General features: G+C 68.8%; 25 protein-coding genes. 15 read left to right on the forward strand and 10 right to left on the reverse strand.

The annotated features are described in order from the left end of the window. Positions 1-85: 85 nt before the first annotated feature. A complete protein-coding gene (locus ACYVF6_RS38860) occupies positions 86-217 on the reverse strand; it encodes a hypothetical protein (protein ID WP_460529300.1) in 132 nt (43 codons plus the stop codon). A 222-nt stretch (positions 218-439) separates the two neighbouring features. Between ACYVF6_RS38860 and ACYVF6_RS38865 the strand changes: the two genes are divergently transcribed. Continuing rightward, complete coding sequence (locus ACYVF6_RS38865; protein WP_460529303.1) at positions 440-1,732, forward strand: ArsB/NhaD family transporter; 1,293 nt, start codon at positions 440-442, stop codon at positions 1,730-1,732. Between the two features lie 158 nt (positions 1,733-1,890). Here the strand turns inward: ACYVF6_RS38865 and ACYVF6_RS38870 are convergent, their stop codons facing one another. The 4 genes from ACYVF6_RS38870 to ACYVF6_RS38885 are packed head-to-tail and all read right to left on the reverse strand — an operon-like array spanning position 1,891 to position 4,761. Then, positions 1,891-2,640, reverse strand: a complete 750-nt coding sequence (locus ACYVF6_RS38870) for a hypothetical protein (protein ID WP_460529306.1) — start codon at positions 2,638-2,640, stop codon at positions 1,891-1,893. Further along, positions 2,637-3,389 carry an ABC transporter permease family protein gene (locus ACYVF6_RS38875; protein WP_460529309.1) on the reverse strand — a complete coding sequence of 251 codons (753 nt, stop codon included), beginning with the start codon at positions 3,387-3,389 and terminating at the stop codon, positions 2,637-2,639. The genes ACYVF6_RS38870 and ACYVF6_RS38875 overlap by 4 nt, the downstream gene beginning before the upstream one ends. Beyond that, entirely contained in the window at positions 3,386-4,294 is a 909-nt protein-coding gene (locus ACYVF6_RS38880) for an ABC transporter ATP-binding protein (protein ID WP_460529312.1), read from the reverse strand. The genes ACYVF6_RS38875 and ACYVF6_RS38880 overlap by 4 nt, the downstream gene beginning before the upstream one ends. Next, positions 4,291-4,761 carry a GbsR/MarR family transcriptional regulator gene (locus tag ACYVF6_RS38885; protein WP_460529314.1) on the reverse strand — a complete coding sequence of 157 codons (471 nt, stop codon included), beginning with the start codon at positions 4,759-4,761 and terminating at the stop codon, positions 4,291-4,293. Before ACYVF6_RS38885 ends, ACYVF6_RS38880 begins: the two co-directional genes overlap by 4 nt. Before the next feature lie 180 nt (positions 4,762-4,941). Between ACYVF6_RS38885 and ACYVF6_RS38890 the strand changes: the two genes are divergently transcribed. Genes ACYVF6_RS38890 through ACYVF6_RS38900 form a run of 3 tightly spaced genes read left to right on the forward strand, consistent with a single transcriptional unit; the run spans position 4,942 to position 7,488 of the window. Continuing rightward, positions 4,942-5,625 (forward strand): response regulator transcription factor, encoded by a 684-nt coding sequence (locus ACYVF6_RS38890; RefSeq protein WP_460529317.1) that lies wholly within the window; start codon positions 4,942-4,944, stop codon positions 5,623-5,625. After that, positions 5,618-6,760, forward strand: a complete 1,143-nt coding sequence (locus ACYVF6_RS38895; RefSeq protein ID WP_460529320.1) for a sensor histidine kinase — start codon at positions 5,618-5,620, stop codon at positions 6,758-6,760. The genes ACYVF6_RS38890 and ACYVF6_RS38895 overlap by 8 nt, the downstream gene beginning before the upstream one ends. 32 nt (positions 6,761-6,792) lie before the next feature. After that, positions 6,793-7,488, forward strand: coding sequence for a hypothetical protein (locus ACYVF6_RS38900; RefSeq protein WP_460529323.1), 696 nt, complete (start codon positions 6,793-6,795; stop codon positions 7,486-7,488). A gap of 27 nt (positions 7,489-7,515) precedes the next feature. Here the strand turns inward: ACYVF6_RS38900 and ACYVF6_RS38905 are convergent, their stop codons facing one another. Next, entirely contained in the window at positions 7,516-8,082 is a 567-nt protein-coding gene (locus ACYVF6_RS38905; protein ID WP_460529326.1) for a cupin domain-containing protein, read from the reverse strand. A 103-nt stretch (positions 8,083-8,185) separates the two neighbouring features. Between ACYVF6_RS38905 and ACYVF6_RS38910 the strand changes: the two genes are divergently transcribed. From ACYVF6_RS38910 to ACYVF6_RS38935, 6 genes are all read left to right on the forward strand, one after another. Further along, on the forward strand, positions 8,186-8,746 hold the full coding sequence (locus ACYVF6_RS38910; RefSeq protein WP_460529329.1) for a TetR/AcrR family transcriptional regulator: 561 nt from the start codon (positions 8,186-8,188) through the stop codon (positions 8,744-8,746). 84 nt (positions 8,747-8,830) lie between these two features. Beyond that, positions 8,831-9,955 carry a lipid II:glycine glycyltransferase FemX gene (locus ACYVF6_RS38915; protein WP_460529332.1) on the forward strand — a complete coding sequence of 375 codons (1,125 nt, stop codon included), beginning with the start codon at positions 8,831-8,833 and terminating at the stop codon, positions 9,953-9,955. A 107-nt stretch (positions 9,956-10,062) separates the two neighbouring features. Then, the gene (locus ACYVF6_RS38920; protein WP_460529335.1) at positions 10,063-11,046 is read left to right on the forward strand and encodes a D-isomer specific 2-hydroxyacid dehydrogenase family protein; all 984 of its coding nucleotides are present in this window, start codon (positions 10,063-10,065) and stop codon (positions 11,044-11,046) included. Beyond that, entirely contained in the window at positions 11,039-12,085 is a 1,047-nt protein-coding gene (vanA, locus tag ACYVF6_RS38925; protein WP_460529338.1) for a D-alanine--D-alanine ligase family protein, read from the forward strand. The genes ACYVF6_RS38920 and vanA overlap by 8 nt, the downstream gene beginning before the upstream one ends. After that, entirely contained in the window at positions 12,075-12,581 is a 507-nt protein-coding gene (locus tag ACYVF6_RS38930; RefSeq protein ID WP_460529341.1) for a GNAT family N-acetyltransferase, read from the forward strand. Before vanA ends, ACYVF6_RS38930 begins: the two co-directional genes overlap by 11 nt. Then, on the forward strand, positions 12,578-13,684 hold the full coding sequence (locus ACYVF6_RS38935) for a UDP-N-acetylglucosamine--N-acetylmuramyl-(pentapeptide) pyrophosphoryl-undecaprenol N-acetylglucosamine transferase (RefSeq protein WP_460529344.1): 1,107 nt from the start codon (positions 12,578-12,580) through the stop codon (positions 13,682-13,684). The genes ACYVF6_RS38930 and ACYVF6_RS38935 overlap by 4 nt, the downstream gene beginning before the upstream one ends. On the opposite strand, the gene ACYVF6_RS38940 is transcribed toward ACYVF6_RS38935, so the two are convergent. Next, complete coding sequence (locus ACYVF6_RS38940) at positions 13,650-14,741, reverse strand: sensor histidine kinase (protein ID WP_460529347.1); 1,092 nt, start codon at positions 14,739-14,741, stop codon at positions 13,650-13,652. The two genes, ACYVF6_RS38935 and ACYVF6_RS38940, sit on opposite strands and share 35 nt — an antisense overlap. Before the next feature lie 87 nt (positions 14,742-14,828). Here ACYVF6_RS38940 and ACYVF6_RS38945 point away from each other — a divergent pair, with 87 nt between their 5' ends. The 5 genes from ACYVF6_RS38945 (at position 14,829) to ACYVF6_RS38965 (ending at position 18,172) form a co-directional block, all read left to right on the forward strand. After that, positions 14,829-15,314 (forward strand): M15 family metallopeptidase, encoded by a 486-nt coding sequence (locus ACYVF6_RS38945; protein ID WP_460529350.1) that lies wholly within the window; start codon positions 14,829-14,831, stop codon positions 15,312-15,314. A gap of 5 nt (positions 15,315-15,319) precedes the next feature. After that, positions 15,320-16,693, forward strand: a complete 1,374-nt coding sequence (locus ACYVF6_RS38950) for a UDP-N-acetylmuramoyl-tripeptide--D-alanyl-D-alanine ligase (protein ID WP_460530502.1) — start codon at positions 15,320-15,322, stop codon at positions 16,691-16,693. A gap of 213 nt (positions 16,694-16,906) precedes the next feature. Further along, positions 16,907-16,993 carry a putative leader peptide gene (locus tag ACYVF6_RS38955; RefSeq protein ID WP_460530506.1) on the forward strand — a complete coding sequence of 29 codons (87 nt, stop codon included), beginning with the start codon at positions 16,907-16,909 and terminating at the stop codon, positions 16,991-16,993. A gap of 106 nt (positions 16,994-17,099) precedes the next feature. After that, positions 17,100-17,636, forward strand: a complete 537-nt coding sequence (locus tag ACYVF6_RS38960) for an NADPH-dependent FMN reductase (RefSeq protein ID WP_460529353.1) — start codon at positions 17,100-17,102, stop codon at positions 17,634-17,636. Beyond that, positions 17,633-18,172, forward strand: coding sequence for a flavin reductase family protein (locus ACYVF6_RS38965; protein ID WP_460529356.1), 540 nt, complete (start codon positions 17,633-17,635; stop codon positions 18,170-18,172). Before ACYVF6_RS38960 ends, ACYVF6_RS38965 begins: the two co-directional genes overlap by 4 nt. Before the next feature lie 13 nt (positions 18,173-18,185). Here the strand turns inward: ACYVF6_RS38965 and ACYVF6_RS38970 are convergent, their stop codons facing one another. The 3 genes from ACYVF6_RS38970 to ACYVF6_RS38980 form a co-directional block, all read right to left on the reverse strand. Next, entirely contained in the window at positions 18,186-19,121 is a 936-nt protein-coding gene (locus ACYVF6_RS38970; protein WP_460529359.1) for an aminoglycoside phosphotransferase family protein, read from the reverse strand. A 113-nt stretch (positions 19,122-19,234) separates the two neighbouring features. Continuing rightward, positions 19,235-20,176 (reverse strand): cation diffusion facilitator family transporter, encoded by a 942-nt coding sequence (locus tag ACYVF6_RS38975; protein WP_460529362.1) that lies wholly within the window; start codon positions 20,174-20,176, stop codon positions 19,235-19,237. 66 nt (positions 20,177-20,242) lie between these two features. Further along, positions 20,243-20,644 (reverse strand): PPOX class F420-dependent oxidoreductase, encoded by a 402-nt coding sequence (locus ACYVF6_RS38980; protein WP_460529365.1) that lies wholly within the window; start codon positions 20,642-20,644, stop codon positions 20,243-20,245. Positions 20,645-20,721: the final 77 nt, after the last annotated feature.

Raw genomic sequence — 20,721 nt, forward strand, 5'->3', positions numbered from 1 at the left:
CAGCGAACGCAAGTCCTGCTTGGCACCGTTACGGTCCGGCATCGTTCGCCGTACAGGGTGAGCCGATCCGCCGTCGCGAACGCGATCATCCGCGCAGCAGGCCGATCTGCCGGTAGACGTGGCGGAGGAATCGCTTCATCGCTGTCCGGTCTGGTGGGTCGGGCTGGAGCACGCGGTACATCACCGCACCGGCCATCATGTCGATGAGCACGTGCATCGCTCGTCGGGCCGGCCGTCCGGACGTGAGCGTTCCGGCGAGCCGGCGCTGCCCGATGCGTTCGAGGTCGCCCGATCCGGCAGTCGGCGATGAACCGCTCGTCCGCTATCGTCGACGGAGGTGTGCCGGGAAGTCTGGTCGGCGGATACTTCAGCGACGCCAGATCAGGAGCCTCCCGATGCAGACGCAGACCCACGCTCGTCCGGCTGGGATCGCGGCTACGTGAGCCTGCTCGCCTGGGTCGCGGTCGGCGTGTTCGTGGCGGCCTATGTTCTGATCGCCACCGAGAAGCTTCCCCGCGTGGCCGTGGTCTGTGGCGGCGCCGCGATCATGCTCGTCGTCGGTGCGACCGACGCCGAGCACGCGTTCTTCTCCGAGCTGGCGGGCATCGACTGGAACGTCATCTTCCTGTTGCTGGGCATGATGCTGATCGTCGCGGTGCTGCGGCGGACCGGGGCGTTCGAGTTCGTCGCCATCTGGGCCGCCAAACGGGCCAGGGGCCGGCCGTTTCGTGTTCTCGTCCTGCTGGTGATCGTGACGGCGGTGGCGTCCGCCGCGCTCGACAACGTCACGACCGTGCTGTTGATCGCGCCCGTCACGTTTCTCGTGTGCGACCGGCTCGCCGCACCGGTGACGCCGTTCCTGATCGCCGAGGTGATGGCGTCCAACATCGGCGGCACGGCCACCCTGATCGGCGATCCGCCCAACATCATCATCGCCAGCCGCGCCGACCTGACGTTCAACGACTTCCTGGTGCACCTCGCACCGATCGTGCTCGTCATGCTCGTGGTGTTCGTCGGGCTGTGCTGGCTGCTGTTCCGCAGGTCGCTCCACTACGACGCCGAGCGAGCCGCTTCGGTGATGGAGCTACGCGAACGCGACGCCATCGACAACCCGCGCCTGCTGGTGATCTCCCTCGTTGTGCTGGGCGTGGTCCTGTCGGCTTTCGTCCTCCACACCGCGCTGCACCTGGAGCCCTCGGTCGTGGCGCTGGTCGGTGGGCTCGCGCTGCTCGCGCTGTCCAGGCTGGACGCCGGCGAAGTCGTACGCGACGTGGAGTGGCCGACGCTGGTCTTCTTCGCGGGCCTGTTCGTCATGGTCGGCGCGCTGGTCAACACCGGCGTCATCGGTGCCCTCGCGAAGGCCGCCACCGACGCGGTCGGCGGTCAGGACCTCACCGCGACGATGGCGCTGCTGTGGGGCTCGGCCGGCCTGTCCGCGATCGTCGACAACATTCCGTACGTGGCGACCATGAGCCCGATCGTCGCCGATCTCGTGCAGGCCGGCGGCGGCGGATCCGGCTCGCACGTGCTGTGGTGGGCGCTCGCCCTCGGAGCCGACCTCGGCGGCAACGCCACCGCCATCGGTGCCTCCGCCAACGTCGTCGCGCTCGGCATCGCCCAGCGCGAAGGCAAGCCCATCTCGTTCTGGCACTTCACCAAGTACGGCCTCGTCGTCACCGCGGCCACCGTCGCCATCGCGACGCCGTACCTCTGGCTTCGCTACCTCGCCTAGACGATCTATTCCAAGGGGTCGCCTGACGCGCGACGCCTGGCATCCACGCCGGCTGCGTTGTCGTCGATCGCCGGAGGCCCCTCCTGGCTCCTCCTCCGCCTTGCCAGCGCGGCGCCATGCGCCGCGCGCTTGACCGGCGACCCCCTGGAATAGATCGTCTAGGTGGACGGCCTGGTCAGCCGGCGAAGCAGGACGAAGGTCAGCAGGGAGTTGTAGGCCAGCCCGCCAAGGATGTACGGCCAGTACGTCGCGCCGGCGGCGGCCAGCCAGTAGGCCTTGGCGGGCCAGTAGGTCGGCAGCAGGCCGAACAGCAGCTGGACGGGGGAGTCGAGCCACCACGGGACGAGTGGCAGGCCGAACAGCAGCATGCCGATCGCGCGCATGACGGCCAGGCCCTCGACCTTGTTGCCGGCGACCGCGGGCATGAGCAGCCCGACCACGGCGGCGCCGGTGCCGCAGACCAGTGCGATCGGTATGGACTTCAGCACGAGCGCGGCGGGTACTTGCCGGGTGAGGGCGAGCGCGGCTGTGATCGAGACGGTGGTGACCGCGGTGATCATGACGGCGCGGTAGAGCGGGTACGTCAGCGGCGGGACGGGCGCGACGCGGAGGGCGGCCAGCGTGTGCTGGTCCTTGTCGTCCAGCAGCATCAGTCCGGCCAGGGCACCCAGCACGGCGATGGGTCCGATGATGACGAACGCGCTCACGATCAGGTGGTGGTACGGCGTGAGGTCGAAGGCGTACCGCTCGTCGAGCATCCGGGTCAGTGGTGGCAGGAACCACATGGCCAGGGCGTAGATGAACGGTCCGAACCCGACCCCGACCAGGATCGTGTCGCGGCGGATGCTCCTCAGGTCGTTGCGCCCGAACGCGCCGACGGCGTTGAACACCGGGTTGAACGTGCTCATTCGGCACCTTCCCTGGCCACGATGTAGCGGTCGAAGACCTTGCGGGCGAGCAGGCACAGCCCTGCGATCCACAGCAACTGGTAGCCCAGTGCGTAGGCCACCTGCCAGGCCTCCAGCTCCCGCTGGCCGAACGCGGACCCCAGCAGCAGCAAGGATCCCTGAGTCGGCAGCAGATAGAACGCCGGGTGCTCCCAGATCCCGGCGTACGCCAGCAGCGGGACGTTCAGCGCGGCGATCACGAGCGTGGAGGGCATCAGCCAGTCCGTCATCGACGGGAACGGTGCGGCGGTGATCAGCCCGCTCAGCAGGAACAGCAGGGTGCACAGGACCACGGCGACGAACAGCGTTGCGGCGTTGCCGGCCGTGCCTATGTCAGGGCCTGCTCCGGTGCCGCTCACCACACCGGCCGCGACCAGGCTGAGCAGGCTCAGCGTGGCGAGCTTGCCGGTGAGGTAGTGCCGGAACCGCACAGGCGTGGACAGCAACGCGAACAGCGTACGTTCGCCCTTCTCGAAGAACACCGCGCCCGCGATGAAGAAGAACCCGATCAGCACCGAGTCGCCGAAGACGACGTACGGCATGGCCGCGAGCTTCAGCTGCCCGGGGATCAGCGCGACGATCACCTCCCACAGCACGATCGAGAACGCCGTGGCGTAGAAGAAGCCGTACCGCCACTGCAGCCGCAGGTCCAGCCTGACGACGGCGCGCAGAGGGCTCGCGGTCGCCGGCGTGCTCATCCCCGTGTTCATCGCAGGGTCCGTCCGGTGAGGTCGATGAACACGTCTTCCAGGCTGGCCTCCTGGCTGTGCACGGTCTGCACCTGCCCGCCGCGTACCAGGCCGGTGAACGCGGCATCGTCGGCGAGCCCGTCGATCGGGAAGTCCTTGTACCGGAGGTCCCCAGGCTCGTGGTTCCCTTCGAGGCCCGGCGCGCGGTAGCTGACCCGGACCGTACGCCGGCTGCGGCGGACCTTGTGCTCCTCCGGAGAGTCGAGCGCGGCGATCCGGCCGTCGACCACGAACGCGACGCGGTCGCAGAGCTGGTCTGCGGTGGCCATGTCGTGGGTGGTGAGGAACACCGTTCGACCGTCGTCCCGCAGCTCGCGGATCATGTCCTTGATGATGCGGGCGTTGGCCGGGTCCATGCCGGACGTCGGCTCGTCCAGGAACAGCAGGCGTGGCTTGTGCAGCAGGGCTCGGACGAACACCAGCCGCATCTGCATGCCCTTGGAGTACTTGCTGACGCGCAGGTTCGCGGCGTCCGCGAGTCCGACGCGTTCCAGCAGGGCCATCGGATCCTCCTGCTCGCCGGGATACCTGCCCGGATACAGGGAGGCGAAGAACTCCAGGTTCTCCAGGCCGGTCAGCTTCTGGTAGTGGTTGGGCAGCTCGAAGGAGACGCCGATGCGCCGGTAGTACTCCGACTTCCAGGCTGCCGGTGGCTTGCCCCACACATCGACCCTGCCGCCATGCCCGGCGAGCAGGCCGATCAGGATCTTCTGTGTGGTGGACTTTCCGGCTCCGCTCGGGCCGAGGAAGCCGAAGACCTCACCCTCCTCGACCTGGAAACTCATACCTCGTACGGCCGGCTCGGCCGACTTCGGATAGGTGAAGGTCAGGTCGTCGACCGCGACGACAGAACCGACAGCACTCATGACCCAGACTTCCTCTCTCGCCACCGGGCGTCGATCCGGGCGTACTCGACCTCGAGGAACGCGTACATGTCACGCATCTCCCGGAGGCGTTGCGCTCGCGTCGTGTCCGGATCGTCGGGGTCGTCGGGGAGCAGCTGCAGGCCGCGATCGGCGAGCTTGCGCCACTCGGCGGCCTGCTTGGCCTTCTCCTCCGCCTCACGCAGCCAGAATCCGGGCCGGATGCGGTAGTAGGTGCGACGCGAGCCGGGCAGCGCGTACCGCTCGACCGCGCCCGCCCGGGTCAGCATCTGCATCGCCATGCTGATCGAACCGCTGCTGACCCGCAGCGCCGCGGCGAGTTCGTCGGCCGACTGGTGCGGCGGGTCGCACACCAGCAGCCACCCCAGCACCCGGCCCGGCATTCGCGGCAGCCCGACCCCTGCGAAGTAGAGCCCGATCTCCTCGACGTACTCGTGCAAGTCGCTCACGGAAGCAGTCAAGCTCAGAGGGCTCAGAGATTTCAATGATTTCTGAAATTATCTCAGGAGCTGGACGACTCCCGTCCGGGCCGGGACAACCGGCCCCGGATGCGGCGGACGGTGTAGTGCCAGGCGGGTCGGAGATTTTCGATATGCCTGCGATATGTCCTGGCTCGTACCATCGGGTGCATGCGTGTGCTGGTCGTGGAGGATGAGCTGTACCTCGCTGAGGCTGTCCGCGATGGGCTGCGCTTGGAGGCGATCGCGGCCGATATCGCCGGTGATGGTGACACCGCGTTGGAGCTGTTGAGCGTCAACTCCTACGACATCGCCATCCTGGACCGCGACATCCCCGGTCCGTCCGGTGATGAGGTCGCCGAACGGATCGTGGCGTCCGGCAGCGGCATGCCGATCCTGATGTTGACCGCGGCCGACCGGCTGGACGACAAGGCGTCGGGGTTCGGGCTGGGTGCCGACGACTATCTGACCAAGCCGTTCGAACTGAAGGAGCTGGTGCTCCGGCTCAGGGCGCTGGACCGCAGGCGCGGTCACAACCGGCCGCCGGTGTGGGAGATCGCGGGCCTGCGGCTGGATCCGTTCCGCCGTGAGGTCTATCGCGACGGCCGCTACGTCGCGCTGACCCGCAAGCAGTTCGCCGTGCTGGAGGTCCTGGTGGCCGCGGACGGCGGAGTCGTCAGCGCCGAAGAGCTCCTCGAACGGGCGTGGGACGCCAACGCCGACCCGTTCACCAACGCCGTGCGGATCACGGTGTCGGCCCTGCGGAAACGGCTCGGTGAGCCCGGCCTCATCGCCACCGTGCCAGGCGTCGGCTACCGCATCGACACCGGAGGGGACGGTGCAGACCGTGGATAGGCAGCCCGGGTTGAGCGTTCGCCTCAAGCTCACCCTCAGCTATGCCGGGTTCCTGATGCTCGCAGGCGTTCTGCTGCTCGCGGTCGTGTGGGTGTTCCTGCTGCGTTACGTACCACCCGATGCGGTCAGGCTCCCGGGTCCTCGCGTACCCGAGGAGGGGATCACCATGCGCGGCCAGTTCTTCCCGGGCCGGTGGGACCTCTGGCGCGCATTCGCTCCGAGGGTGGGTGTGTTGCTGGCGCTCCTGCTGGCGTTCGGCCTGGCGGGAGGGTGGCTGCTGGCCGGTCGCATGCTCGGCCCGCTGAACCGCCTGACAGAGGCCACCCGGATGGCCACCAACGGCTCGCTGTCCCATCGGATCCGGCTGCCCGGCCGCAAGGACGAGTTCCGTGAGCTCGCCGACGCCTTCGACACCATGCTCGCGCGGCTCGAGGCGCACGTCGCAGAACAGCAGCGGTTCGCCGCCAACGCCTCCCACGAGCTACGAACTCCGCTGGCGATCACCCAGACGCTTCTCGAGGTGGCCCGCAACGACCTCAACCGCAACCGTGATCCCGGCGAGCTCGTCGACCGCCTGCACTATGTCAACACTAGAGCCATCAACCTCACCGAGGCACTGCTCCTGCTCAGCCGCGCCGACCAGCGGTCGTTCACCACGGAACCCGTCGACCTGTCCCTGATCGCCGAGGAAGCCAGCGAAACCCTCCTTCCCGTGGCGGAGAAACGCGGTATCACCATCGAGACCTCCGGCGACATCACCCCCACGATCGGCTCGGCTCCGCTCCTGCTGCAGCTGGCCACCAACCTCGTACACAACGCGATCGTCCACAACCTGCCCGAGAACCAGCCCGACCAGGGCGCCGTGTGGGTCACCACCAGCCTCCAGGCCAAGACGGTGGAGCTCACCGTCGAGAACACCGGCCAGAAGCTCAGCCCTCAGCTGGTCTCCACGCTGGTCGAGCCGTTCCAGCGCGGCACCCAACGCATCCGCTCCGACCACGCGGGTGTCGGTCTCGGGCTGGCCATCGTCAGAAGCATCACCCAAGCCCACGACGGAACCCTCACGCTCGCTCCCCGTCCCGCCGGCGGCCTCCGCGTCACAGTGCAGCTTCCTGCCGCGCCACCGAACCCCTGACGTCAGTGATCATGAGGGTGTTCAATCAGGGCATGACCGCTCCGACGCCTCCGCCCTCACAGCCCTCGCCGTACGCCGCCGTGACCGCGCCTGTCGCGGCGCCAGGGAAGAGCTGGCGCGGCCGCCTGCTGGCCGGGTTGGTGGGCCTCGTCCTGGGCGGCCTGATCGTCGGAGCCGCCTGGCTCGCGACGGCCGGCCGGGCCGGGGACCTCGACGGCAGCTCCGACGATGTCGCTCTGCCGGCCAAGGTCGGCAGCTACACGAGGTTCGCCGACGCCAAGCTCAACCAGCAGCCCAACGCGAAGGACACGGTGAAGCGAATCAACACCTGGAACGCCGAGAGCGCGAAACGACTGTCGGCGTCGTACGGCGGTGCTGCCGCGGCCGTCGAGACCTACTCCGACGACACGTACGAAAACGCGTTCACAGTCTACGTCGTGCGGGCGACCTCGCCGTTCCCGGTGTTCGTCCGCTACGAGGATCCCAAGGTCACCCAGCTCGCGCGGCCGCAGAACGAGGAGCGGCGCTTCGGCGAGGTCAGCTGCCAGGTCGTCAACGATCCCACGCAGCGAGGTCAGCGGCCCGGCCCCGAGTCGGCGCACGTGATCGACTGCAGGCGGAGCCTGCCGGGCCTGACAGTCGACATCGTCGGGCCGATCGGCGACGTCGGCACCCAGCCGGACCGGATCGCCGGCCTGGTCGACGAGGTGTGGTCGCAGGTCAGCTGACCGAGCCGGCCGGGCCGGTGTAAGGCGTCAGCGGCTCGGAACATCCGGCCGGACGCGGTCGGCGCCGACGGCGACTCCGACAATGGTGCAGGGCTCGGTGCCGTGGTTGCGCCAGGCGTGCCGGGTGCCGTTCTGGACGACCACATCGCCTGCCCGCACGACCGTCTGCTCGCCGTTGCCGAGCTCGAGGGTGGCCTCGCCCGACACGACGAGGACGTAGTCGATGCTGTCGGTGGTGTGCATTCCCGGCACGTCGGACTCGGGGTCCATGGCGGCCCAGGCGCCCGGCATCCGGCGTTCCAGCTCATCCATCGCCGCGGCCAGGTCGAGATCCGCAGGCGGCACCAGCTCGCCGGGCGGGACAGTGTTGACCATGAAACGCGACCCGTCCCGAGGCGGGTAGTACGTCTCCGCGCGGGGTGGCGAGCCGTCGTCGGGGAAGGTGGGTCGCTCGTCGTGGCCCCAGAGCCGGTAGATCGCGGCTCCGGGCATCAGCTCGGAGGTGATGGGCTCGACCTCGCTGTCATCGACCACGCGGGCCCTGCCCTCGGAGTCGTGCCCGGTGACCACTCGGCGAATCCTCGCGGGTTCCACCTGTCGCTCCTTCGTACGGTGGAGTATGGATACGGCTGCGTATTAATACGCCACCGTATCCTATGCACGTGGGCCCGGCAATACGGTGGCGTATCCTCGTCCCGTGGTGAACGACTCGACCAGGCTGTCCGCCCAGGACTGGGCGCGGGCCGCCCTGAAGGCGATCGCGGACGGCGGACTGGCCGCGGTCGCGGTCGAACCGCTCGCGCGGGCGCTTGGCGTGACCAAGGGCAGCTTCTACGCGCACTACCGTAACCGCGACGAGCTGATCGTGGCGGCGCTCGATGAGTGGGTGCGAGGCCACGGCGCCGAAGCGCTCGCCGAGTTCGCCGCGATCGCCGATCCGGCACGGCGGCTGCGCGAGCTGCTCACCGTCGTCGTGCAGGCCGTCCAGCCGCTGGCACCATCGGTGCACCTGAGCCTGCTCGGCGAGCGCAACGACCCTCGGGTCAGGGACGCGGTTCGCGAGGTCAACCGGGCACGGCTGGACCTACTGGCTCGTACCTACCGCGAGCTCGGCCTGCCACCCGATCGGGCGGCGTCTCGCGCCCGGGTCGCCTACGCGGCGATCCTCGGGCTCTTGCACCTGGCACAAACCGATCCGGACGGTCCGGCCTCCGCCGTCCTCGCCGACGAGGCGACCGCGGTGTTCCTGCCGTCCTGACGGTGCCGGAGCACTCGGAACATATCGTCGGCATATCGAAAACCTGATACGCGCGGGCAACACCACCTCGCCTTGACTAAGGGCGTGAGCCTGACCGTCGAGCCGATCAGCGCCGCCGAGCACCTGGCGTACGTACGTGCGCAGCGATCGGTCAGCTTCCTGCAGACCCCGGCGTGGGGCAGTGTCAAGACCGAGTGGCGCGGCGAGTCCCTCGGCTGGTACGACGGCCGGCACCTGGTCGGTGCCGGGCTCGTCCTGCACCGCCCGGTGCCGCGGCTCGAGCGCTTCACGCTGGCCTACCTGCCCGAGGGCCCGGCCATCGACTGGACCGGCGAGCTCGGCGCGTGGCTCGACCCGCTGGCGGCCCATCTCAAGGCACACGGCGCGTTCGCGATCCGGCTCTGCCCGCCTGTGCGTACGGACACCTGGAGTGCCGCCAAGGTCAAGGAGGGCATCGCCGACCGGGGTGTCAAGCGGCTCTCCGAGCTGCCGAGCCAGCAGTCCGACCTGGTGGGCGCCCGCGTGATCAGTCAGCTCAGGGCTGCGGGCTGGCTGCCGCAGAGCCCGGAGGACGGGTTCGGCGCCGGGCAGCCGCAGTTCAAGTACGAGCTCCCGCTGGCCGGCAGGACCGAGGACGATCTGCTGAAGGGCATGAACCAGCTCTGGCGCCGCAACCTCAAGAGAGCGGCCAAGGAGGGCGTGGAGGTCACGGTCGGCGGGTCCGGGAAAGAGGATCTGAAGGCGTTCCACGACCTCTACGTCCACACCGCCGAGCGCGACCGGTTCATGCCCCGGCCGTTGAGCTACTTCGAAACGATGGTCGAGGCGATGAGCGCCGAGGATCCCGAGCGGATCAGGCTCTACTTCGCCCGCCACCAAGGCGATCTGGTCGCCGCCACCATCATGGTTCGCGTCGGTGCCCACGCGTGGTACTCCTACGGTGCCTCCTCCACCGAGAAGCGTGAGGTGCGGGGCTCCAACGCCTGCCAGTGGGCGATGATCCGCGACTCGCTGGCGGCCGGCTGCGACGTCTATGACTTGCGCGGCATCACTCCCACCCTCGACGCCGAAGACCCGCACGTGGGGCTGATCCAGTTCAAGGTCGGCACCGGTGGTCAGGCCGTGAGGTACGTCGGCGAGTGGGACCTGCCGCTGCGGCCGCTCGCCTACCGCGCGTTCGACTTCTACATGAGGCGGCGCAGGCGGTGAGCTCAGCGGAGCCGGCACGGCCAACGAGTTACCGGCCGGTAGCATATCGTCGGCATATCGAGAAAGCCATACGCCCTGGCAACACCGCGGCTCCTTCAATGGGGTGCATGACCGACAGCGAACCAGCTGCGACTGGCATCACGATATATGGATGCGGGCAGGACGAGGCTGTCCTGTTTCGAGAGCTGGCTGCTCGCTTCGGCGTCGTGCTGATCCTCACCGAGGCGGCGGTATCCGAGGGCAACGTCGACCTGGCGGCCGGGAACCGATGCATCAGCGTCGGCCACAAGACCCAGGTCACCAATCCCACCCTCGTGGCGCTCAGCCGAGCCGGCGTGAGATACGTGTCCACGCGAAGCATCGGATACAACCACATCGATGTCGGGTTCGCGAGCAGCGCCGGAATCACGGTCGAGAACGTCGCCTACTCACCCGACAGCGTCGCCGACTACACGCTGATGCTGATGTTGATGGCGGTGCGACACGCGAAGGCCATGATCAGGCGCGCGGACGTCCATGACTACAGGCTGAACGACGTACGCGGCAAGGAGCTGCGCGACCTGACCGTCGGGGTCGTCGGGACCGGGCGGATCGGCATCGCGGTCATCGAACGGCTACGTGCGTTCGGGAGCCGGATCCTGGCCTACGACAGCCGGCCCAGGGCCGCTGTCGACTACGTTCCGCTGGACCAACTGCTGCAGCAGAGTGACATCGTCACGCTGCACGCGCCACTCACCGCGGACACACACCATCTGCTGAACCGTCGGCGCATCGAGCAGGTGAAGCCCGGCGCGGTCATCGTCAACACCGGGCGTGGCGCGCTGCTGGACACCGCGGCACTGGTTCCGGCGCTGGAAAGCGGCAGGTTGGGCGGGGCGGCGCTGGACGTCCTCGAAGGAGAAGAAGGAATCTTCTACGCCGACTGCAGGAGCAAGCCGATCGAGAGCAAGCTCTGGTTGCGGCTGCAGGAGCTGCCGAACGTGATCATCAGCCCGCACACCGCCTACTACACAGACCACGCCCTCAGCGACACCGTTGAGAACAGTCTCATCAACTGCCTGAAATTCGAATGGAGAACGCGGCATGGCTAGGTTGAAGGTCGGAATCATCTTCGGCGGCGTTTCCGAGGAACATCCCATCTCCCTCAAGTCCGTGCGCGAGATCGCGAGCAGCCTCGATCTCGAGAAGTACGAACCGTTCTGGATCGGCATCACGCAGGCCGGTGTGTGGAAGCTCTGCGACGGCCCTGGCGAAGGCTGGGAGAACGGCAGTTCCCGTCCGGTCGTCCTGTCGCCGGACCGAAGCGTGCACGGGCTGCTCGTCCTGGAGCAGGGGGAGTACGAGACGATCCGCCTCGACGTGGTGCTGCCCGTTCTGCACGGCAAGCTGGGCGAGGACGGCGCGATCCAAGGCCTGCTGGAGCTTGCCGGCATCCCTTACGTGGGTTGCGACATCCCGAGCTCCGCATTGTGCATGGACAAGTCCCTCGCCTACACGGTCGTCAGCAGCGCGGGAATCGGGACGCCGAAGTTCTGGATCGTCACGGGGGACGACGACGTCGATCCGGCCAGCCTCACCTATCCCGTCTTCGTGAAGCCGGCCCGTTCGGGTTCGTCGTTCGGTGTCAGCAAGGTGTCGCAGCGGGAAGAACTGCCGGACGCCATCAAGACCGCGCGGCAGTACGACACGAAGGTGCTGATCGAGGAGGGCGTCGTCGGGAGCGAGATCGGATGTGCCGTCATGGGCAACGATCTGGAGCTGACCGTGGGCGAGGTGGACCGGGTCGCCCTGACGCACGGGTTCTTCAGGATCCACCAGGAAGACGCACCCGAGACCGGCTCCGAGAACGCCACGTTCATCGTTCCCGCCGACATCCCTGCCGAGGCACGCACCCTCGTCCAGGAGACGGCGAAGGCGATCTATCGCGCCCTAGGCTGCAAGGGAATCGCCCGGGTCGACATGTTCCTCAAGGAGGATGGACAGGTCATCCTCAACGAGGTCAACACGTTCCCCGGCATGACGTCCTACAGCCGTTACCCGAGGATGATGGCGGCCGCCGGACTGCCGCTCACCAAGCTGATCGACCGCATGGTGGCGTTGGCGCTGGCGGGAACGGGCGATGAACGATGACTTCGATTTCCCCGTCACCTGGTCGAGCCGGTTGACAGAGGAAGGCATGCAGATACGACTGGCGCACATCGCCGACGCCGCGGCCGTCAACGAGCTGCTTCAGCAGCTCGGCTATCCGCAGGACGGGGTGGCGACGACAGCATCGCGGATCCAGACCTGGGACGACGACCCCTCCAGTGCCGCCTATGTGGCCGACGCCGACGGAAACCTGCTCGGCGTGGTCGCCGTTCACATCAGTCCGTTCTTCGAACGGACCGGCTCCTGGGGCCGGATCGTGGCCCTGGTCGTGTCCGACCAGGCACGCCGCCAGGGCGTCGGTAGCCGGCTGGTCACGGCGGCGGAGTCGTTCGCCGCCAGTCGCGGCTGCGTACGCATGGAGGTCACCAGCGCCGACCGCCGCGACGACGCACACGGGTTCTACCGGAGCAGCGGTTACGTCAGCCAGACCGGCAGGTCGTCCCGGTTCCTGCGCGATCTCGACGGCACCCGCCGGTGACGGCTCCGCGCGTCGTCGTCGCCGGCGGGCATTCGGCCGGGCACATCGAGCCCACGATGAACTTCGCCGACGCGCTGCGCCGGTTGGAGCCCGCGGCCGAGATCACCGCGCTCGGGACCGTACGCGGCCTGGACACAACGCTGATCCCGGCTCGCGGCTACCCGCTCGAGCTCATCCCGCCGGTGCCGTTGCCGCGCAAGCTCAACCTTGCCCTGCTGCGGACACCGGGCAAGCTGCGCGAGTCGGTCCAGGCGGCCGTGGCGGTGCTCGACCGCGTACGGGCGGAGGTCGTGGTGGGTTTCGGCGGCTACGTGGCCACGCCGGCTTACCTCGCAGCCCGCAGGCGGGGCTTGCCGATCGTCGTACACGAGGCGAACGCCCGGCCCGGCGTGGCCAACCGGCTGGCGGCCCGGATGACGCCGCACGTGTTCACCGCGGCGCCGAGCGTCCGGCTGGCCAACGCCACCGCGATCGGGATCCCGCTGCGGCCGGCGATCACCGGGCTCGACCGGCCGGCGCTGCGTGCGGCGGCCCGGCAGCGGTTCGGGCTGCGAACCGACGGCCCGGTCCTGCTGGTCACCGGCGGTTCGCAGGGCGCCCGGGCGATCAACGTCGCGGTGTCCGGCGCGGCCGCGGCGTTACGGACGGCCGGCGTGCAGGTGCTGCACATCACCGGGCCGCAGCACGTGGTCGAGGCGCCGGACGGTGGCCCAGCCGACCCGCCGTACGTCGTCGTCCCCTACGTCGACGAGATGGAGTACGCCTACGCCGCGGCCGACTTCGTGATCTGCCGCTCGGGCGCGATGACGTGCGCCGAGCTGGCGGCCGTCGGCCTGCCGGCCGCGTACGTTCCGCTGCCGCTGCGCGGAGGTGAGCAGCGCCTGAACGCCGAGCCTGTCGTCGCGGCCGGAGGAGCGCTGCTCGTCGACAACGCCTACCTCGGCCCGCCCTGGATCGAGACGACACTGATCCCGGTGCTCACCGATCCCGGGCGGATCGCTTCGATGTCGGCCCACGCCTCGGCGGCCGGCGCGCCCGACGCGGACGTCGTCCTGGCCCGGCACGTGCTCACAGTGGTGGGGCGGCGGGCAGTCGCACGGTGACGCGGAGCCCGCCGGTGGTGCGAGGCGTGAGCGTGAGGGATCCGTTGTGGGCTTGGGTGATGCTTCTGACGATGGCCAGGCCGAGACCCACGCCCGCGTGGTCGGAGCGGGTGCGTTGGGTGCCGCGCTGGAACGGCTCGACCAGCGTGGAAACCAGTTCCGGCGTCAGCAGCTCGCCGGTGTTCTCCACGGTGAGTTCGACGGCCTCCGCCTGAACGCTGGTGATGACCCACACCGTGCCCGGTCCGGACTGGTTCTCGGGCAGGTTGTGCGCGATCGCGTTGTGTACGAGGTTGGTGGCCAGCTGCAGCAGGAGCGCGGGCGAGCCGACGGTGGGGGTGATGTCGCCGGAGGTTTCGACGGCCAGGCCGCGTTTCTCGGCGAGCGGGAGGAGTATCTCGGTGGCCTGTTCGGCGATCAGGGACAGATCGACGGGTTCAGTGGTGAACGACCGCTGGCCGGCGCGGCTGAGCAGGAGCAGTGCCTCGGTCAGGTTGATCGCCCGGGCGTTCACGGCGCGGAGGCGTTCGTCCAGCTCGTTGTCGCCGCGGTTCGGATCGTTGCGGGCGACGTCGAGGAGGGTCTGGGTGATCGCCAGCGGGGTGCGTAGCTCGTGGGAGGCATTGGCGGCGAACCGCTGCTGTTCTGCGACGTGCGCCTCGAGCCGCGCGAGCATGGTGTCGAAGGCGTCGGCGAGCTCACGGAACTCGTCGCCTCGGCCGGGCAGCCGGATCCGATGGGACAGCGAGCCGTCGGCGGCCAGCCGGGCTGCGGCGGTGAGGCGGGCCAGTGGGGCGAGCATGCGGCCGGCGAGGATCCACCCTCCTGCCAGACCGAACGCCAGCAGGAACGCCAGCACCGCGGCTGACGCCGGTGCGAACGAGCGCAGCATGCCGCGCAGGTAGGTCTCGTCGGTGGTGATGACGACCCACTCGGGCCGGTTGTACTGAAGTGACGCCCAGACGGCGACGAGCAGCAGAAACCCTGCGACCATGAGGAATCCGGCGTAGCTGAGGGTGAGTTTGAGACGAACGCTCGACCCAGGCTGCCTGTCCACCTCATCGATGCTAAGAACCAGCGCATATCGCCGGCATATCGAAATCCGCATACGCGCCGGCAACACGGCTTTGCGTTGACTGGTGGCATGAGTCAGACCGCATCAGCGCGAACCACCGAGGCTGACGGTGCCCTTCCTGACGGTGTGACGGTGTTCGACAGGCACCCCGGCGTAGCCAACCTCGTCCCTGATCTGCTTCAGGCTCTCCGCGCCGCGGCGATGGATGCCGCGGACGACGGGGTGGGCTTCTTCGTCAACAGTGGCTGGCGTTCTCCGGAATACCAGGACGAGCTGCTTCGCAAGGCGGTCGCGAAGTACGGGTCCGAAGCCGAAGCCGCCCGATGGGTCGCCACCCCCGACAGGTCCCCTCACGTTGCCGGGATCGCGATCGATCTCGGCTTCGCTGCCAGGGCGTGGCTGTCGGAGCACGGTGCCGCGTACGGGCTGTGCCAGATCTATCTGAACGAACCGTGGCACTACGAACTGCGGCCCGAAGCCATCGAGAACGGTTGCCCTCCCATGTATCCCGACCCTTCACACGATCCGAGGCTGCTGAGCGGAGGCGGCTCGTGATCCCGATGACGCTTGCCGAGATCGCCGGCGTGGTACGCGGTCGCGTGCACGGGCCGGCCGATGTGGTGGTCAGCGCGCCGGCGTACCTCGACAGCCGGAGCCCGATCGCCGGCGGACTGTTCGTCGCGATCGTAGGGGAGCACGCCGACGGCCACGCGTACGCTGACGGCGCCCACGCCGTGCTGGGCACGCGGCCGACCAGCGCTCCCACCATCGTCGTCGCGGACCCTGTGGTCTCGCTCGGACTGCTCGCACGGCACGTGCTCGACCAGCTGGCCGTCACTGTGTTCGCGGTGACCGGCTCGCAGGGCAAGACGGGCACCAAGGACTACACTGCCGCAGTTCTCAGGGAGCTGGCCGGGACGGACGCCGTGGTGTCCGCCGCGGGCAACCACAACAACGAGCTGGGGCTGCCGCTGACGGCGCTACGGGCTACCGCGGGAACCCGGTTCGCGGTCCTCGAGATGGGTGCGCGCCACACCGGCCAGATCGCCTACCTGTGCGGGATCGCCCGGCCACGGCTGTCCGCGGTGCTCAACGTCGGCAGCGCCCACCTCGGCAAGTTCGGCGGCCAGGAAGCGATCGCGCGGGCCAAGGGCGAGATCGTCGAGGCGTTGCCGGCCGGCGGGGTGGCGGTGCTCAACGCCGACGACCCGCTGGTGGCCGCGATGGCCACCCGTACCAAGGCGCGGGTGATCAGCTTCGGGCAGACGGGGGCGGTGACGTGGCGCGACCTGACGCTCGACGAGCTGGGCCGGCCTTCGTTCGTCCTGGAGTACGAGGGGGAGGCGTACCCCGTCACGCTGCTGCAGTCGGGTGCGCACCAGGCCGCCAACGCCGCTGCCGCCGCCGCGCTGGCGATCGGCGCGGGACTGCCGCCCGGTGCCGTCGCGGAGGCGCTCGGGCACGCGCAGGCCGCCTCGCCGTGGCGTATGCAGGTGGGCCAGCGGGCCGACGGGCTGCTCGTCGTCAACGACGCCTACAACGCCCACACGGAGTCGATGCGGGCCGGCGTCGAGGCGCTGGCGGCGATCGGCGAGCGGAGCGGTCGTCGTACCGTCGCGGTGCTGGGGGAGATGCTCGAGCTCGGCGACGAGCACGAGGCCGGGCACCGCGCCATCGGTGCCGTCGCGGCCGACCTCGGCATCGACGTCCTCGTGGTCGTGGGGGAGGCGGCGTCGGGCATCGCGGCGGGCGCGGGCGACCGGATCGGTGAGGTGGTCATCGTTCCGGGACGGGAGGAGGCGACCGCGTGGCTGCTGCGAAACGCCGCCGCGAAGGACGTCGTCCTCGTCAAGGCCTCGCGCGGCGTGGCCCTGGAGCAGATCGCCGACGACCTGCTCGCCGGCAACCGCGGAAACGAGGAGCCGGGAACGTAAGAGACGGAGGGCTGTCGCGGCGGCTGGGGGTCGCGACACACGGCCCGGTCGCTGTCTTCGACGCCGGCGCGACCCACATCTTCAGCGCGATCCGCAAGCGGAGCCTGGCCCAGGTTTGGCCAGAATTTCCTACCATGTGAGTAGGAGATTGACAGGCCCGGATCCGCGGGCTAGCTTCGAGGCTGTCCCAGTGCCTTTCCGAAAGCGCCGACCATGGACCAGCCGATCACCGCGCGCGTCCTCGTACGCCGTCGTCATGTTGATCTGCGGCGAGTTGCCAGTGCAGCCTGTCCACGCTGACGCGTTCTGACGCCGCCCAAATCCACCCGGCTTCGAGCCGTGGCTACGCCTGCCCTCTCGCGGCCAGGCGGTGATTCAGCCTGCCCACCTGGGAGGGACCCAGATCATGTCTGTCGAAGGCGCTCAGATCGTCGTCATCGTGGGGAATCCGCGGCCGAACTCCCGTACGAAACAAGTCGCCGAGCGGCTGGCCTCCGGCCTGGCCGAGTCGGTGAGCCCTGTGCTGGTAGGCGTCTCGGTGATCGACCTGGCCGGCTTCGGCGGTGCCGTGCTCGAGCGCGACGCGCCGGATGTGGACGCCGCACTGGAAACGGTCCGGAACGCAGGTGTGCTGATCGTCGCGACTCCGGTGTACAAGGCGAGCTACACCGGTCTGTTGAAGGCGTTCCTCGACCGGTTCAACGGCCCCGCCCTGGCAGGGATCGCGGCTGTTCCGTTGACGGTGTCGGCCGCGCCGACCCACCGGCTGACAGCGGACGTCCACCTGCGCCCGCTACTGGTCGAGCTCGGCGCCAGTGTCCCGACCCGTGCGTTCGCGATCGAGGAAAGCGCACTGGCCGACCTGGATCCGGTGCTCACCGACTGGCTGAAAACCGAAGCCGGCTTCGTCTCCGGCGCCCTGCGTAAGGGAGTAGACGCATGAGTGCGCTGCCCTGTCAGAGTGTCGGTTCACCGGTTGACGCCGGCCCGGAGCTCGACCCGGAGGAGTTCAGGTCCGCCCTTCGGCGGCATCCCGCCGGCGTCGCCGTCATCACCTGCGACGGCGGTCGCGGTCCGGCCGGATTCACAGCGACGTCGTTGATCAGCCTGTCGTTGCGGCCGCCGCTCGTGGCGTTCGCGCTCTCGCACACGGCGTCGACCTGGCCGAGCCTGCGCGACTCCGAGACCGTTGTCGTGCACCTGCTCGGCGAGGACCAGCAGGACGTGGCGCGGACGTTCGCCACCAGTGGCATCGACCGCTTCGCCACGCCGATGAGGTGGTGCCGGCTGGCCACGGGCGAGCCGCTGATCGCCGGTACACCGACCTGGATCCGTTGCGACGTCGAACGCCGGATCGCGGTCGGCGACCACGACCTGGTGGTGGGCCGCGCGGTGCAGGTCGGGCAGCAGGACGCCGCCGCGCCGCTGCTGTACCACGACCGGGCCTACAAGCGGGTCCACCACCGGAGCCGGCCGTGATCGGCTGGCATCGCTACCACATCTGGGGTGGCGGTGTCGTTCCGTCCAGATGGCACTCCGCGACCTCGATGTCGTGCTCGATCTTCGCGGCTCGGAAGCCGTTGCTCATGGAGTAGTGCACGCTCTGCGCGCTCCGGTGCGCCCGGTAGATGTAGAGCAGGTCCGCGCCCAGCGCGGCGTCGAGGATCTCGTCGAGCCGGTCGAAGGCCGCCTGCCGCTCTTCGTACCGGTCACCCTCGTCGACGAGGTGGTCACGCAGGCCGAGCAGAGCGAAGTGCCGGTCGCCACGAGCGATGCCGTAGTTCCAGTCGACGACGCCGGAGATCTTGCCGTGCTCGTCGAAGAGGACGTTGCCCAGGGAGTAGTCGAGGTGCACGACGTCGTCGCCGGTCATCTCGAACGGATGCCCGGCGTCGATTTCCCGTAGCCGTCCGAGCAGCCGCCGGCTCCGTTCGCTGTATCGGCCGAGCGTCTGTTGCCATGGGTTCCCGGCGTCCATCAGCGCCGGGAACGCGGGCGGCGGAGGAACGTCGGGCCGATCGGCGAGCAGGCCGGCGAACCGTTCGTTCATCGCCACCATCTCATCGACCACACCGGCGTCGCAGTAGGTGAGGTGGTTGCCCGGAAGCCGTTCCTGTACGACGGTCACCTTCCCGTCCGAGAGCCGCAACACCAGTTCGTGGCGCGGAACGGGCAGGCCGCGCGCACGGATCAGCGACAGCACGCCGGCTGTCTGCTGCATCAGTTCGAGTGGGACGTTCGGGCGCGTGATGGCACCGGGGCGTCCGTCCGGCCAGCGCACGAACGCCGCGCTGCTGACGCCGCCGACCTGCGCGGCCAGCCCGACCAACTCGAGCTCGCTGCCTGTGCTGGCGTTGATCTCGGCCACGACTTTGGTCGGAGCCCACGGATTCTCTGACGCGGTGAACTCCAGGCGATGCTCTTCCAACACTCCGCTCCCTTCCAGACCGGCGTCAGTCTGCACAGGGAGAACGGGCGAAAACAAGTCTTGTTCCGGCCTCGGCGACGTGGTGGAATTGGCGTGGCTCACTCCTGGAGGAGTCAGCGGGCGGGGGCCTCTGGCACGACATAGACCGTGGCCGAGACCGTCGCGTTCTCACGGATTTCCTGCTCGGCCGCCGTAACTGTGCGAAGCACCTCGCTCGCGTCGCCACCGTCGGCAACGGCGACTTTCGCGACCACCAGGAGCTCGTCCGGGGCGAGGTGGAGGGTGCGGAGGTCGTTGATCTGCTGGATCGCCGGCACACCGCACAGCGCCTGTTCGATCCGATCGATCTCCTCAGGTGACGCGGCTTCACCGATGATCATGCTCTGGATCTCGAGGGCGAGGACGACCGCGACGAAGATGAGCAGCAGGCCGATGGCCCCCGATCCCAGGGCGTCGAAGAGCGGGTTGGACGTCAGGATGGTCAGCGTCACGCCGATCAGGGCGAACGTCAGTCCGACCAGTGCGGCGAAGTCCTCGAGGAGGACGACCAGGAGCTCCGGCGCCTTGGCCTTGCGTACGTACGCGATCCAGCCGGAGTTCCCGCGCCCGCGGCGCGACACCGACACGGCCGTACGCAGCGAGAAGCCCTCGAGCGCGATCGCCACCAGGAGAACACCGATCGCCCAGTACCACGTCTCCAGCGGGTGCGGGTCGCTGATCTTGCGATAGCACTCGTAGAGGCTGAACAGACCCCCGATGCTGAACAGCACGACGGAGACGACGAACGCGTACAGGTAGCGCGAGCCGCCGAAGCCGAACGGGTGCTCGGTGCTGGGCGCGCGCGTCGCCCGTTTGCGGCCGATCAGCAGCAGCACCTGGTTGCCCGAGTCGGCGACGGAGTGGGCGGCCTCCGCGAGCATGGCGGAGGAGCCGGTGAACGCGAACGCCACGAACTTGCTGATGGCCACGCCGACGTTCGCCAGCAGAGCCGCCAGCGTCGCCCGTACGTTGCCGTCCCGGCGCCGTAGCCGCTTCGGCCGCTCCTGCTCGCCCACGTCCCTTGGGTTCCCCGGACCGAGACAGGCATGCGCAACGCGCCCTCGTTCGGCGCGGCCTGGAGCTCAGTGTCCGCTGACAGCTGTCGGCCGGACCACCAGGACAACGCGCTTGGGCGCGTCCGGCGGTGCGTCCGTGCCGTTCGGCGCGTCGTAACGCTTGGCCAGCTCGACGAAGAAGGCACCTGTCGGATCGGGGTCGATGCGCTCGACGACGCCGCGTACCTCGAGGTAGCGGTAGGGGTTGTCAGGGTCGATGATCGAGATCGCCACGGCCGGGTTCGCCTGGATGTTGCGGAACTTGCGGCGGTAGTTCGTGTGCGTGAAGCGGATGAACTCGCCGTCCCACGCGAACCACATCGGGTTGACCTGTGGGGTGCCGTCCTCGCGTACGGTCGCGAGGTCGGCGAACGTCGGCCGCTCCAGCAGGTCGCGAAGCTCGGCGGGGATCTCGGTCGCAGACGTCATCGGGTCTCCTGTCGGTCATCGTCTCGTCGCGACAACGCCTGCGCCTGCCGCCGCATTCCGTTCCCAGCTGTCCGGTC

The sequence above is a fragment of the Flindersiella endophytica genome, assembly GCF_054779015.1.

Bases quoted from the DNA above. Each gene is read 5' to 3' on its own strand.
- ACYVF6_RS38920 (WP_460529335.1), top strand. From the start codon at position 10,063: ATGACCGACAGCGAACCAGCTGCGACTGGCATCACGATATATGGATGC.
- ACYVF6_RS38980 (WP_460529365.1), bottom strand. From the start codon at position 20,644: ATGACGTCTGCGACCGAGATCCCCGCCGAGCTTCGCGACCTGCTGGAG.
- ACYVF6_RS38965 (WP_460529356.1), top strand. From the start codon at position 17,633: ATGAGTGCGCTGCCCTGTCAGAGTGTCGGTTCACCGGTTGACGCCGGC.
- ACYVF6_RS38945 (WP_460529350.1), top strand. From the start codon at position 14,829: ATGAGTCAGACCGCATCAGCGCGAACCACCGAGGCTGACGGTGCCCTT.
- ACYVF6_RS38890 (WP_460529317.1), top strand. From the start codon at position 4,942: ATGCGTGTGCTGGTCGTGGAGGATGAGCTGTACCTCGCTGAGGCTGTC.
- ACYVF6_RS38960 (WP_460529353.1), top strand. From the start codon at position 17,100: ATGTCTGTCGAAGGCGCTCAGATCGTCGTCATCGTGGGGAATCCGCGG.
- ACYVF6_RS38860 (WP_460529300.1), bottom strand. From the start codon at position 217: ATGCACGTGCTCATCGACATGATGGCCGGTGCGGTGATGTACCGCGTG.
- ACYVF6_RS38870 (WP_460529306.1), bottom strand. From the start codon at position 2,640: ATGAGCACGTTCAACCCGGTGTTCAACGCCGTCGGCGCGTTCGGGCGC.
- ACYVF6_RS38900 (WP_460529323.1), top strand. From the start codon at position 6,793: ATGACCGCTCCGACGCCTCCGCCCTCACAGCCCTCGCCGTACGCCGCC.
- ACYVF6_RS38955 (WP_460530506.1), top strand. From the start codon at position 16,907: ATGGACCAGCCGATCACCGCGCGCGTCCTCGTACGCCGTCGTCATGTT.
- ACYVF6_RS38880 (WP_460529312.1), bottom strand. From the start codon at position 4,294: ATGAGTGCTGTCGGTTCTGTCGTCGCGGTCGACGACCTGACCTTCACC.
- ACYVF6_RS38950 (WP_460530502.1), top strand. From the start codon at position 15,320: ATGACGCTTGCCGAGATCGCCGGCGTGGTACGCGGTCGCGTGCACGGG.
- vanA (WP_460529338.1), top strand. From the start codon at position 11,039: ATGGCTAGGTTGAAGGTCGGAATCATCTTCGGCGGCGTTTCCGAGGAA.
- ACYVF6_RS38930 (WP_460529341.1), top strand. From the start codon at position 12,075: ATGAACGATGACTTCGATTTCCCCGTCACCTGGTCGAGCCGGTTGACA.
- ACYVF6_RS38875 (WP_460529309.1), bottom strand. From the start codon at position 3,389: ATGAACACGGGGATGAGCACGCCGGCGACCGCGAGCCCTCTGCGCGCC.